This window comes from Aquamicrobium sp. (assembly GCF_023954335.1).
In the GTDB taxonomy this organism is placed as follows: Bacteria; Pseudomonadota; Alphaproteobacteria; order Rhizobiales; family Rhizobiaceae; genus Aerobium.
The window spans coordinates 505,142-518,172 of sequence record NZ_JAMLIE010000001.1 but is presented as its reverse complement, the minus strand read 5'-3'; the positions used below and the strand labels follow the sequence as shown (position 1 = coordinate 518,172).

9 protein-coding genes are annotated in these 13,031 nt (G+C 69.2%); 8 read left to right on the top strand and 1 reads right to left on the bottom strand.

Going from position 1 to position 13,031, the window contains the following annotated elements; all coding sequences use genetic code 11:
• Positions 1 to 110 precede the first annotated feature (110 nt).
• The 8 genes from M9945_RS02575 (at position 111) to M9945_RS02540 (ending at position 10,236) form a co-directional block, all read left to right on the top strand.
• Positions 111 to 2,207, top strand: a complete 2,097-nt coding sequence (locus M9945_RS02575) for a hydantoinase/oxoprolinase family protein (RefSeq protein WP_367943272.1) — start codon at positions 111 to 113, stop codon at positions 2,205 to 2,207.
• A complete protein-coding gene (locus tag M9945_RS02570) occupies positions 2,204 to 3,823 on the top strand; it encodes a hydantoinase B/oxoprolinase family protein (protein WP_367943271.1) in 1,620 nt (539 codons plus the stop codon). Before M9945_RS02575 ends, M9945_RS02570 begins: the two co-directional genes overlap by 4 nt.
• Entirely contained in the window at positions 3,820 to 5,022 is a 1,203-nt protein-coding gene (locus tag M9945_RS02565) for a pyridoxal phosphate-dependent aminotransferase (RefSeq protein ID WP_367943270.1), read from the top strand. The genes M9945_RS02570 and M9945_RS02565 overlap by 4 nt, the downstream gene beginning before the upstream one ends.
• A 5-nt stretch (positions 5,023 to 5,027) precedes the next feature.
• Positions 5,028 to 5,840, top strand: coding sequence for an NAD-dependent epimerase/dehydratase family protein (locus M9945_RS02560; RefSeq protein WP_367943269.1), 813 nt, complete (start codon positions 5,028 to 5,030; stop codon positions 5,838 to 5,840).
• A 262-nt stretch (positions 5,841 to 6,102) separates the two neighbouring features.
• A complete protein-coding gene (locus tag M9945_RS02555; protein WP_367928872.1) occupies positions 6,103 to 7,149 on the top strand; it encodes a transporter substrate-binding domain-containing protein in 1,047 nt (348 codons plus the stop codon).
• A 79-nt stretch (positions 7,150 to 7,228) separates the two neighbouring features.
• Positions 7,229 to 8,398 (top strand): ABC transporter permease subunit, encoded by a 1,170-nt coding sequence (locus tag M9945_RS02550; protein ID WP_367943268.1) that lies wholly within the window; start codon positions 7,229 to 7,231, stop codon positions 8,396 to 8,398.
• Positions 8,395 to 9,474, top strand: a complete 1,080-nt coding sequence (locus M9945_RS02545) for an amino acid ABC transporter permease (protein WP_367943267.1) — start codon at positions 8,395 to 8,397, stop codon at positions 9,472 to 9,474. Before M9945_RS02550 ends, M9945_RS02545 begins: the two co-directional genes overlap by 4 nt.
• Positions 9,475 to 9,486: 12 nt before the next feature.
• Positions 9,487 to 10,236, top strand: coding sequence for an amino acid ABC transporter ATP-binding protein (locus M9945_RS02540; protein WP_367928875.1), 750 nt, complete (start codon positions 9,487 to 9,489; stop codon positions 10,234 to 10,236).
• A gap of 7 nt (positions 10,237 to 10,243) precedes the next feature.
• Here M9945_RS02540 and M9945_RS02535 read toward each other — a convergent pair whose 3' ends face one another.
• The gene (locus M9945_RS02535) at positions 10,244 to 13,015 is read right to left on the bottom strand and encodes a caspase family protein (RefSeq protein WP_367943266.1); all 2,772 of its coding nucleotides are present in this window, start codon (positions 13,013 to 13,015) and stop codon (positions 10,244 to 10,246) included.
• Between the last annotated feature and the right edge of the window lie 16 nt (positions 13,016 to 13,031).

Below are 13,031 nucleotides of genomic sequence, written 5' to 3'. Positions count from 1 at the left end.
CAAAATTTCTTGATTCCGCCGCGGCGCATCGCCGGTCACTCTCGGCCGGCCATTCCCGCCGTCGCGCGGGGGTGCCGCTTTCGGCCGGCGGCGCGCAGAAGGATCAGGGCATGAACGGCACAGCGAAAGACATACGCCTCGGCGCCGACATCGGCGGCACCTTCACGGACATCGCCCTCGACATCGACGGCCGGCTGTTCTCGACCAAGGTGCTGACCGACTACGCCGCGCCGGAACGGGCGATCCTCGACGGCATCGGCATCGTCACGCGCGAGGCGGGTATCTCGCCGGGGGCGCTGCAGACGATCATCCACGGCACGACGCTCGCCACCAATGCGCTGATCGAGCGGCGCGGCGCGCGCACCGCCTTCGTCACCACCGAGGGTTTTCGCGACGTCATCGAGATGCGGACGGAAAGCCGCTTCGAGCAGTACGACCTCGACCTCAAGCTGCCCGAGCCGCTGATCCCGCGCGAGGACCGCTTCACCGTCGCCGGGCGCATCGGCGCCGAGGGGCAGGAATTGCAGCCGCTCGACGAGGCGGCGCTGGAGCGCGTCGCCGAGCGCATCGCCGCCGGCGGGTTCCGCTCCGTCGCCATCGGCTTCATCCATTCCTACGCCAACCCGGCGCACGAGCAGCGGGCGCGCGCGATATTGCAGCGCCGGCTCGATCTGCCGGTCTCGATCAGCGCCGAGGTCTCGCCGCAGATGCGCGAGTTCGAGCGCTTCAATACCGTGTGCGCCAATGCCTATGTCCGGCCGCAGATCGGCGAGTACCTGACCCGGCTCCAGGCCAGCCTGAAGGAGATGGGAGCGACCTGCCCGGTCTTCATGATCCATTCCGGCGGCGGCCTGATCTCGGTCGAGACGGCCTCGCTGTTCCCGGTGCGGCTGGTGGAATCGGGGCCGGCCGGCGGCGCGATTTTCGCCGCCGACATCGCCCGCCGCTTCGGCCTCGGCTCGGTCTTCTCCTATGACATGGGCGGAACGACCGCCAAGATCTGCCTGATCGAGGATTTCGAGCCGCGCACGGCGCGGACCTTCGAGGTCGCCCGCACCTATCGCTTCGCCAAGGGCTCGGGAATGCCGATCTCGATCCCGGTGATCGAGATGATCGAGATCGGCGCCGGCGGCGGCTCGATCGCCCGCGTCGACGCGATGGGCCGCATCCAGACCGGCCCCGAAAGCGCCGGCTCCGAGCCGGGGCCGGCCTGCTACGGCCGCGGCGGCGCGCGCCCGACCATCACCGACGCCGACCTTGCGCTCGGCAAGCTCGACGCCGACAATTTCGCCGGCGGTGCGATCCGGCTCGACGCCGGAGCCTCCGACGCGGCCATCGTCGCCGATGTCGGCAAGCGCCTGTCGCTCGACACGCTGTCGGCGGCGTTCGGCATCTGCGAGGTCGTCGACGAGAACATGGCCAACGCCGCCCGCGTCCACGCGGTCGAGAACGGGCGCGACATCGCCGACAACGTCATGATCGCCTTCGGCGGCGCCGCGCCCCTCCACGCCGCGCGGCTGTGCGAGAAGCTCGGCATCGACCGCTGCATCGTGCCGCAGGGCGCCGGCGTCGGCTCGGCCATCGGCTTCCTCAAGGCCCCGTTCGGCTACGAGGCGCTGACCTCGCGGCTGGTGCGGCTGTCGCGCTTCGACGCCACGGAAGTCAACGCGCTCCTCGGCGAGCTCACCCGCACCGCCGAGAGCTTCGTGCGAGCGGGGACGAGCGGGGCGATCCGCCGCGACATCACCGCCTTCATGCGCTATGCCGGGCAGGGCTGGGAGATTCCGGTGCCGCTGCCCGACCGGCCGTTCGACGCGTCGGACGCCGACCGTCTCACCGCGCTCTTCCGCGAGCACTACGCCCGCTTCTTCGGGCGCGCCATCGACGGGTTTGCCGGCCTCGAGATCGAGATCGTCACATGGTCGGTGAAGGCGCAGGACGAGCGCCCCGCCCCGGAGCGGCACGCGCTCGCGCCGGCCGCGCGCGAGGTCGAGCCGCAGGCGACGCGCGACGTGTTCGACCCGGGCAGCGGCGCGATGCGCCCCGCGGGAATCATCGAGCGCACCGCACTTCGCGCCGGCGACCATGTCGCCGGGCCGGCGATCATCGTCGAATCCGAGACCTCCACGCTGCTGACGGCGCTGTTCGACGCCGTGGTGCAGGCGGACGGCTCGATCCTCCTCGAACGGAAGGGAAGCGCGCGATGAGCGAACTCAGCGACATCCGCATGCAGGTGATGTGGAACCGGCTCATCTCGGTGGTCGAGGAGCAGGCGATGACGCTCCTGCGCGCGGCGTTCTCGACCTCGGTGCGCGAGGCGGGCGACCTGTCGGCCGGCGTCTTCACCCCCGACGGGCTGATGCTGGCGCAGGCGGTGACGGGAACGCCCGGCCACGTCAACACCATGGCGGCGGCGGTGCGCAACTTCATGGACGAGATCCCGCGCGAGGAGATGTTCGAGGGCGACACCTACGTCACCAACGACCCCTGGCTCGGCACCGGCCATTTGCACGACATCACCATGGTCTCGCCGTCCTTCCTGGACGGCGAGCTCGTCGCGTTCTTCGCCTGCACGGCCCATGTCGTCGATGTCGGCGGCCGCGGCTTCGGGGCCGACGGCAAGTCGGTCTACGAGGAAGGCATCCAGATCCCGATCATGAAATTCGCGGAAAAGGGCGTCGTCAACCGCCACCTCGTGCGGCTGCTCCACGCCAATGTCCGCGAGCCGAACCAGGTGGTCGGCGATTTCTATTCGCTCGCCGCCTGCAACGACGTCGGCCACCGCCGGCTGGTCGAGATGATGCGCGAGGCCGGCCTGCCGACGCTCGACGACCTCTCGCGCTTCATCTTCTCGCGCACCCGCGCGGCGATGCTGCAACGCATTGCGGAGCTGCCGCGCGGGAACTGGTCGAACGCGATCGTCACCGACGGCTACGACGACCCGATCAGGCTGGCCGTCGCGGTCTCCATCGCCGAGGACCATGTCGGCATCGACTTCACCGGCTCGGACCCGATGAGCCGCTGGGGCATCAACGTGCCGATCATCTACAGTACGGCCTACGCTTCTTATGCGCTGAAATGCGTGATTGCGCCGGACATCCCCAACAACGCCGCCTCGCTGGCGCCGTTCAGGGTGACGTCGCCGGTGAACATCCTCAACGCGGCGCGCCCCGCGCCGGTGGCGCTGCGCCACGTCATCGGCCACATGGTGCCGGACCTGATCCTCGGCGCGATGGCCAAGGCTCTGCCCGGCCGCATCCTCGCCGAGGGCGCGGGCGCGCTGTGGAACATCCACATCTCGGCGCGTCCGGTGGCCGGCGGCGAGGGCCGGCGGGCGGAGGTGCTGATGTTCAACTCGGGCGGCATGGGCGCGCGCCCGTCGCTCGATGGGCTGTCGGCGACGGCGTTCCCCTCCGGCGTCCAGACCATGCCGATCGAGGCGACCGAGCATACCGGGCCGATCGTCGTCTGGCGCAAGGAGCTGCGGCCGGATTCCGGCGGCGACGGCGAGTTCCGCGGCGGCCTCGGGCAGGTCATGGAGATCGCCGCACTCGACGGCCACGAGTTCGACTTCTCGGCGATGTTCGACCGCATCCATCACCCGCCGGCCGGGCGCGAGGGCGGCGAGGACGGCAAGGCCGGCTCCGCCCGCCTCGACGACGGCACCGCGATGCGGCCCAAGGGCTGGCAGCACGTTCCCGCCGGCCGCCGGCTGGTGCTGGAGCTGCCGGGCGGCGGCGGCTATGGCGATCCCGCGCGGCGCGGCGCCGAGGCGCGCGCGCTCGACCGGTCGCGCGGCTATGTGACGGAGGAGCAGGAATGAGCTACGTTGCCTCACGGCTCTCGGCGATCAGGCCGTCGGCCTCGATGGTCGCCTCGCAGGCGGCCAAGGCGCTGCGCGCCACCGGCGTCGACGTCATCGACCTCGGGCTGGGCGAGCCGGATTTCCCCACCCCGGACCACATCATCGACGCGGCCTTCAGGGCCGCGCGGGCCGGCGAGACGCTCTACACCGCCCCGGCCGGAACGCCGGCCCTGCGCGCGGCGATCGCGGAAAAGTTCAGGCGCGAGAACGGGCTGTCCTTCGGCCCCGACGACGTCACCGTCGCCAACGGCGCCAAGCAGATCATCTTCAACGCGCTGATGGCGACGCTGGAGCCGGGCGACGAGGCTATCCTGCTCGCGCCCTATTTCGTCTCCTATCCCGAGATGGTGAAGCTGCTCGGCGGCACGCCCGTCACCGTCGAATGCCCGGCCGAGACGGGCTTTCGCCTGACGCCCGAATTGCTGGAGGCGGCGATCACGCCCCGGACCAAGTGGCTGTTCCTCAACATGCCTGGCAACCCGTCCGGCGCGGTCTATTCGCGGGCGCAGCTCGAGGCGCTCGGCGCGGTGCTGGCGCGCCACCCCTCGGTGCTGGTCCTGTCGGACGAGATCTACGAGCACATCCTCTTCGACGGCCGGGAATTCGTCTCCTTCGCCGCTGCCTGCCCCGAGCTCGTCGAGCGCAGCCTCGTGGTCAACGGCGTGTCGAAATCCTACGCGATGACCGGCTGGCGCGTCGGCTATGCCGCCGGTCCCGCGCCGCTCATCAAGGCGATGAACGTCGTCCAGAGCCAGTCGGTGACCTCGGTCTGCTCGATCGCGCAGGCGGCCGCGCTCGCGGCGCTCGAAGGGCCGCAGGATCATGTCGCGCGCTTTCGCGCCGCCTTCGAGGCGCGGCGCGACCTCGTCGTCGCCGGCGTGGCGAAGATCGGCGGGCTCAGCCTGCCGGCGCCGGACGGCGCATTCTACGCCTATATCGGCTGCGGCGCGCTGATCGGCCGCAAGACGCCGCAAGGGACAGTGCTCGCCGACGACGCGGCGGTGGCGGACTATCTCCTGAAGCACGGCCGGGTCTCGTCCGTGCCCGGCGTCGCCTACGGCCTTTCGCCCTATTTCCGCATCTCGACCGCCACCGGCGAGGAAACGCTGACCGAGGCCCTCGCCCGCATCGACGCCGCCGTCGGCGCACTGGAGTAGACGCCATGCCGCTTTACAACCGCATCCTCCTCACCGGCGCCGCGGGCCGGCTGGGCACGCAGCTGAGGCGCGGGCTCGCGCCCCTCGCCACGACGATCAGGCTGGCGGACGTGAAGCCGGTGGGCGACCTCGCCGCGAACGAGGAAGAGGCGATCTTCGACCTCGCCGACATGGACGCCGCCATCGCGGCGACGCGCGATTGCGACGCCATCGTCCATTTCGGCGGCGCGGCGGTGGAATCGCCGTGGCAGACGATCCTCGACGCCAGCATCCGCGGCTCCTACCACATCTACGAAGGCGCGCGGAAACACGGCGCCCGGCGCGTCGTCTACGCCTCGTCGGTCCATGCCATCGGCTATCACGAGGTCGAGGCGCAGATCGGCGTCGACGCTCCCGTCCGTCCCGACAGCCTTTACGGCGTGTCGAAGACCTTCGTCGAGAGCCTGAGCCGGCTCTATTGGGACAAGTTCGGCATCGAGAGCGTGTGCCTGCGCATCTTCTCGTCCTTCCCCGAGCCGGCGGACCGGCGCATGCTGTGGTCCTACCTGTCGTTCGCCGACTGCGTGCGGCTCGTCGAGGCCGCGCTCACCGCGCCGCGCGTCGGGCACACGATCTCCTTCGGCATGTCGGACAACAAGGTCAAGACGGTCGACAACACCGGCGCGGCGCATCTCGGGTTCATCCCGCGCGACAGCAGCGAGCCGTTCCGCGACAAGGTCGAGGCGGCGACGCCGGTGCCGGACCCGAAATCGCCGGCCACCCGCTATCTGGGCGGCTGGTTCTGCGAGCTCGGCCATCCCGACGACGACGGGAGCTGACATGGAAAGAGCCCGGCACGGCACCCCCGACATGCCGGAGCGAACCGGGACGACCATCGCGCGCGGCCGCTTCACATTCGTGAGAGCGGCCGTTTTCTTTCGGCCCGAATCCAGCGTTTCCAAACCCTTATGCCGCTGGGGAAGGCGATCGCCGCGCAAGCGAATAACCGATTGCTGAAGAATGATATGTGTTATATCATATTAAATGAGTGGGCCGTTCGGGAACGGCATGCTCTTCCACAATATCAAGGGGAAGGTCGCTATGAGGAACATTGTTAAGTACGCAACCGCTCTGGCCGTGGTGGCAGGGGCCACGACGGCGATGCAGGCGCCGGCCGCCGCCGCGTTCGGCGATACGCTCAAGGCGGTCAAGGAGCGCGGCACGCTGCGGTGCAGCGGCCACAACGGTTCGTATCTCGGCTTCGCGGAGATCGACGACCGCGGCGTATGGACGGGATACGACATCGACCTGTGCCGCGCGATGGCGACCGCCATCTTCGGCGATCATGAGGGCCATCTCGAGGTGGTGCCGGTCGGCTGGGCGCAGCGCTTTCCGTCGCTCCAGTCCGGCGATCTCGACATCGTCATCAAGGCCAGCGGCTGGACGTTCGGCCGCGACACCGACCTGAACCTGCAATACACCCAGCCTTACCTGCTCGCGCCGATGCGCATGATGGTGCATGCCGAGAGCGACATCGACGCCATCTCCGGCCTCGAGGGCGGCTCGATCTGCACGCCGGCCGGCACGTCGAACGAGCGCTACCTCGCCGAGTATCTCGAGCGCACCGGCCTCAGCGCCGAGATCGTCGCCATCGAGCGCACCGAGGAGCTGGACGCCGCCTATCTGTCCGGCCGCTGCGACGGCTACTTCCAGTGGGACGTGGTCCTCGGCACCGTTCGCCTGAAGGCCGACAATCCCGACGACCACGTCTTCCTCGACGAGGTGATCTCGGCCGAGCCCATCGGCATGATCGCGCGGCAGGGCGACGACAACTGGATCGACATCGGCAACTGGGTGATCAACGCCCTGCTCATCGCCGAGGCCAACGGCGTGACCAGCGAGAACGTCGACGAGGTGCGCGCCAATCCGCCGAGCCCGGCGGTGGCCAAGCTGCTCGGCGCCACGCCCGGCATCGGCACCCAGCTCGGCCTCGATGACAACTGGGGCTACAACGTCATCAAGAAGCTCGGCAACACCTCCCAGGTCTGGGACCGCAACCTCGGCACCGGGTCGCCCTACAAGATCGATCGCGGCATGAACGCGCTGTTCCGGGACGGCGGCGTGTTCTACCACTTGATCCTCGACTGACGATCGCTGGCCGGTGCCGCGCTCGCGGCACCGGTCCTCCCTGCCCGGAAATCCTGGCCCGGAAACCTTGGAAAGCCGTATGCGCGCACCCACCCTGCGAGGCTCGAAGGCCTCATGGCTGATCCAGGCGCTCTTCATCGCCGCCGTGGTGTTCCTGGTCTGGCTCGTGGTCGATTTCACCCGCAGCAACCTGCAGGCGCAGGGCGTGACCTTCGGGTTCGGCTTCCTGAACCGCTCCACCGGCTGGAGCGTGAACTACTCGCTCATCCCCTATTCCACGACCGACCCGTACTGGAAGGTGCTGGTCATCGGCCTGATGAACACGCTGTGGCTCGGCGCGATCTCGCTGACGTTCGCCACCCTGCTCGGCGTCCTCGTCGCCATCGCGCGCACGGTGACGAACAGGGTGTTCAACTTCATCGGCCTGATGTTCGTCGAGACGTTCCGCAACATACCGATCCTGTTGCAGGTGTTCTTCTGGTTCGCGGTGTTCACCAACCTGCCGAACCCGCGCAACGCCATCTCCTACGGCGACATGGTCTTCCTCTCCGCGCGCGGCATCTTCGTGCCCGGCCTCAACGTGACGCTGGGCATGGCGTTCTGGGCGCTGGCCGCCGTGCTCGCCGGCGCCGGCGTGCTGATCTGGATCTACAACGCCCGCCGCTTCAAGCGGATCGAGCCCAAGGCGCGCACCAGGCTGGCGCTCGGCGTCCTCGCCGTCACCGTCATCGCGGCGCTCATCCTGCTCTATCTCGGGCGCAAGCCGGACACGGACCTCATCAGCATCCCGGCCCGCCGCGGGCTGAACTTCTCCGGCGGCATCCAGATCGGCCCCGAGGTCAGCACGATGATAACCGCCATCACCATCTACGGCGCGGCCTACATTTCCGAGATCGTGCGCGCGGGACTGATCTCGGTCGGCAAGGGCCAGATCGAGGCCGCCACCGCGCTCGGCCTCAGCCCGTGGCAGATCTTCACCCGCATCCGCATGGCGCTCGCCTTCCGCATGATCCTGCCGTCGCTGACCAACCAGTATATCTGGCTGATCAAGGCGACGACGCTGGGCATCGCCGTCGGCTTCAGCGACTTCTTCATGGTGGTGGCGGTGTCGATCACCCAGAGCGGACACACGATCGAGCTGATCGGCATCCTCATGGCCGGCTTCCTCGCCATCAACTACACGCTGGCGCAGGTGTTCAACAGGATCAACAGGGCGATCGCCCTGCCGGGGGCGCGGGCCGGGTCATGACGACGATCGTGGAACAGGCCTTCGGACGGCGCTTCATCAACCGGCTGCGCGACCGGCCCCTCGCCTCGCTGCTGAACGTGGCGATCTCGCTCGCCGGCATTGCCCTGATCGCGTGGATCGCCTGGGGGCTGTTCTCATGGGGCGTCGTCAACGCCGTGTGGACCTCGGACACCGGCGCCGAGGCCTGCCGCGGCGCGACCGGCGCCTGCTGGGCCGTGATCGAGGCGCGCTGGCGGGTCATCCTCTTCGGTCTCTACCCCTATGACGAGCAGTGGCGCTCGGTGCTGGGCGGCATCGCCATCGTCATCGTCTCGATCTTGTCCTGCCTGCCGGTGTTCTGGACCGCGCGGCGGCTCGCCGGGCTGTGGCTGGTCGGCTTCGCGATCTTCTACGGGCTGATGCGCGGCGGGGTGTTCGGCCTTTCCGTGGTGCCGGAGGCGAGCTGGGGCGGCCTTTCGCTGACGATCTTCATCTTCGTCGCCACCGTGCTCCTCGGCATGCCGATGGCGATCATGCTCGCCCTGCTGCGCCGGTCGTCGATGCCGGTGATCTCGTCGGCCGCGGCGCTGGTCATCGATTCCGTGCGCTCGCTGCCGCTCCTGTCCATCCTGTTCACCGCCGCCGTCATCGTCCCCTTCCTCGTGCCGCAGGGCATGAGCGGCGACAAGCTCTACCGCGTCATCGCCGGCTGCGCGATCTTCTTCGCCGCCTATCAGGCCGAGGTGATCAGGAGCGGCATGCAGGCTGTCGGGCGCGGGCAGGAGGAGGCCGCGACGGCGCTCGGCCTCAGCTACAGGCACCATGTCGGCTACATCCTGATGCCGCAGGCGTTCCGCTACGCGCTGCCGCCGACGATCAGCCAGATCGTCATCGCCTTCAAGGAAACGTCGCTGGTGGTGATCGTCGGCTTCTTCGAGCTGATGGCGTCGGCCAACGCCGCCTACGGCACCGGCGAATGGCGCTTCGCCTATGTCGAGGTCTACGTGTTCGTCGCCATCCTCTACTTCGTCTTCATCTTCTCGTTGTCGAGATACGGCGCGTATCTCGAGCGCAACATGCGCGTAGGCAAGATATAAGGAATGGACGCCATGAGCGAAGCTCGCGAGCCGGTCGTCGAGATCAAGGAGCTGGTCAAGTATTACGGGCAGTTCTGCGCGCTGAACAAGGTCGACCTCACCGTCAATCGCGGCGAGCGCATCGTCATATGCGGGCCCTCCGGCTCCGGCAAGTCGACGCTGATCCGCTGCATCAACCATCTCGAAAGCCATCACGACGGGACGATCCGCGTCCTCGGCATCGAGATGAACGACTCGGCCCGCAACGTCGACACGATCCGGCGCGAGGTCGGCATGGTGTTCCAGAGCTTCAACCTGTTCCCGCACATGACGGTGCTGGAGAACTGCACGCTGGCGCCGATGCTGGTGCGCAAGGTCTCGCGCCGCGAGGCCGAGGACATCGCCATGACCTATCTGGAGCGGGTCAAGATCCCCGACCACGCGCACAAGTACCCGGCCGAGATGTCGGGCGGCCAGCAGCAGCGCGTCGCCATCGCCCGCGCGCTGTGCATGAAGCCCGAGCTGATGCTGTTCGACGAGCCGACCTCGGCCCTCGACCCCGAGATGATCTCGGAAGTGCTCGACGTGATGATCAAGCTGGCCGAGGACGGCATGACGATGATCTGCGTCACGCACGAGATGGGCTTCGCCCGCAAGGTCGCCGACAGGGTGATCTTCATGGACGGCGGCGAGGTGATCGAGGAAGCGCCGCCGGCGACGTTCTTCGAGAACCCGAAGAGCGAGCGCACCCAGCGGTTCCTCCAGCAGATCCTCGGCCACTAACGCCTAATCAGGGCAGCCGCGCCAGCTGCTCGCGCAGCTGGGCGGGCGTCGCGTCGTACTCGCCGAGCTCGGACGCCGCCTCCAGCCTCTCGGCAAGCTCCAGCGCCGCCTCGTAGTGCGGCCGCGGGTCGGCCGACAGGCGCGCGATCTTGACGGTGAGGTCGAGGAGCCGCCGTCTGGTGTCCGGCCCGGGCTGCCGGGCGTCTCTGTCCCGCACCAGCGCAGCGAGCTCGGAGAACGCCGCGGCGGCCTCTTCCCTGCCCCCCAGCATCTCGCACAGCACGCCGAGATTGTAGAGCGCCGCCTCGAAATTGGCGCGCAGGGCGCTGTCCTGCGAATTGACGAGGTCGAGCTGCCGGCCGATCCCGGCCGCGCCGGCATAGGCGTCGCGGGCCTTCGCGTTGTCGTCGATCAGCCGCCGGCTGCGCCCGAGGTCGAGCAGGGCCCGCATCAGGGCGAGGCGGATGTCGCGGTCGGCGGCGGGGCCGGCGGCCAGCGCGCCGAGATCCTCGACGCTGCGCTCCAGCACCGCGATGGCCTTGTCGTACTCGCCCGCCTGGTAGCGGGCGGTGCCGATGTCGCTCATGATGCGGGCGCGGTAGAGCCGCCACTGGACGTTGCGCGGGTCCTGCGCGGTCAGCCCGTCCATGACGGCGCGCGCCTCGTCGAAGGCGGCATAGGCGGCCGGCCTGTCGCGGCGCGCCAGATGCGCCCAGCCCGCGCCCTTCAGGCTCTGCGCCAGCGCGTAATGCAGCCGCACCTGCCGCCCGTCGCGCGCGATCAGGGCGCGGGCGCCCGCCGCGGCCTCGTCGTAGGCGGCGAGCGCGCGGTCCCCGTCGCCCTCGGCAAGCGCCGCGTCGCCGACGGACAGAAGCGCGTCGAACAGGCGGATGCTGGCCGGCACCTCGCCGGGGAAATCGGCCGCAAAGCGGCGCGCTTCATCGAGCCGCCTCGCCCAGATCGCCGCCGCCCCGGCGAAATCCGCCTTGTCGTAGCGGACCGAGCCGATGCGCCCGAGGATGGACAGCAGCCCGTCGCGGTTTTCCGGCCGGTCGGCATAGTGCTCGACCAGCCACTCGCGGAAGGACAGGGTCGCGTCGTAGTAGCTCAGCGCGCCGTCGAGATCCTGCCGCTGGCGGCGGATGTCGCCGATGCGCTCGGTTATGTTGGAGACCGAGGTCAACCAGTCGGCATTGCCCTCCATGCGGGCGCGCTGCGCGCCGCGCATCTTCAGGTTCTCATCGAGCAGCGCCTCGGCCCCGGCGATGTCGCCTTGGGTGCGCAGCACGTCGCTGACGCGCAGCATGGCGAGGCCGAGGTCGCGGATGGCGTCGTCGCCGCCTTCTCCCTGGGTCATGCGCAGCCGGGCCGACGCCTCCATCCGCCGGTAGGCGTCGAGCGCCGCGGTGGTCGAGCCGAGCTGGGCCTGAAGGTCGCCGAGATCGGCGAGCAGCCAGGTGCGCGCCCGGCGGTCGGCGTCCGGCACCGCTTCGTTCTCGATCTTGAGGTGCAGCCCTGCCGCCTTCTCATAGGCGTCAAGGGCGGCGGCATAGTCCAACTGGGCGAGAGAGACGCCGGCCGCCGCTTTCAGCGAGGCCGCCTCGGAAACGCGCCGCGACACCAGCTTTTCCGCCAGCGCGTCGGCCGACTCCGCGTCGATGGACACGGCCTCGGCCAAAATCGCCCGCGCCCTGTCGAATGCGCCGAGGCCCATCTGCGCCTCGGCCTCGCTGCGAAGACGGGCGACCTCGGGGTCGGAGGCCGAAAGGGTCCGCAGGTCGGCCCGCGCCTTGCCGTAGGCGGCAGCGGCCTCCTCCAGCTTCGCGGTGCGGTCCTGCGCCGACAGGGCCTTCAGGTCTGCGGAGATCAGCGCGCCGTAGAGGGGCGCCAGCGGCATGTCGCCCGCCGCCGCTATCATCTCGACCTCGGCACGCATGCCGGCGGTGATGTCGGCCATCGCCAGGAGCAGCGCCTCGCGCTCGGGAAGGTCGCCGCTGCGGCTGGCGAAGAACAGGCTGGGCAGGCCGCTCTCGACATAGGGCAGCTGCCGGCCGCCGGTCTCGTCATAGACCTGCTGCTGGACGAGGGTCAGCACCGAGCGGATTTCCAGCCCGTCCGTGTCGAGGAAGCCGGCGAGCGCGGCGGCGAAGGGCGAATTCTCGCCGGCCCCGTCGGCGGCGGTCTCGCCCGGCGCGGCCGAGAAGGCGAACAGCGTGTTCTCCGCCCGGCCGACCCGGCCGAGGCCCGGCCGCGCGCTCTTTTCCACATCGGGCGCGAGGGAGACGGCCCCGCGGCCGTCCGGCGCGAGACTTGCGGCGCCGAACGGGTCGTTACGGCAGGCGTCGAGCACGATCAGCACCGAGCGCGCCGCCGCAGCGACGGCAGCGCGGACCTCTTCCAGCGGCAGGGAGGTTTCCTTCAGCCGGTCGAGGGAGGTCGCATCGGCATCGACCGGCAGGAGATGGTTGTGGCCGCCGATCTCGACGCCGTGGCCGGCGAAATAGACGAAGGCGACATCCGCGCCTTCCGCGTCGTCGACGAAATTCTCCAGCGCCCGGCGCATGCGCCTCAAGTCCCGGTCGGATTCGCTCGATACCTCGAAGCCGAGCTTCTCCAGCGCCCGCTCGATCAGCCGCGCGTCGTTGCGCGGGTTGGCGAGCGGGCGGATCGTCTCATAGTCCTGCGCGGCGAAGACCAGCGCGACGCGCTTTTCCGCCATGGCCGCGTGCGGCGCGGCGGCCAGACACGCGATCAGCACAACCCATCGAAACCGGCGCACGCTCTTGTCTCCCAGC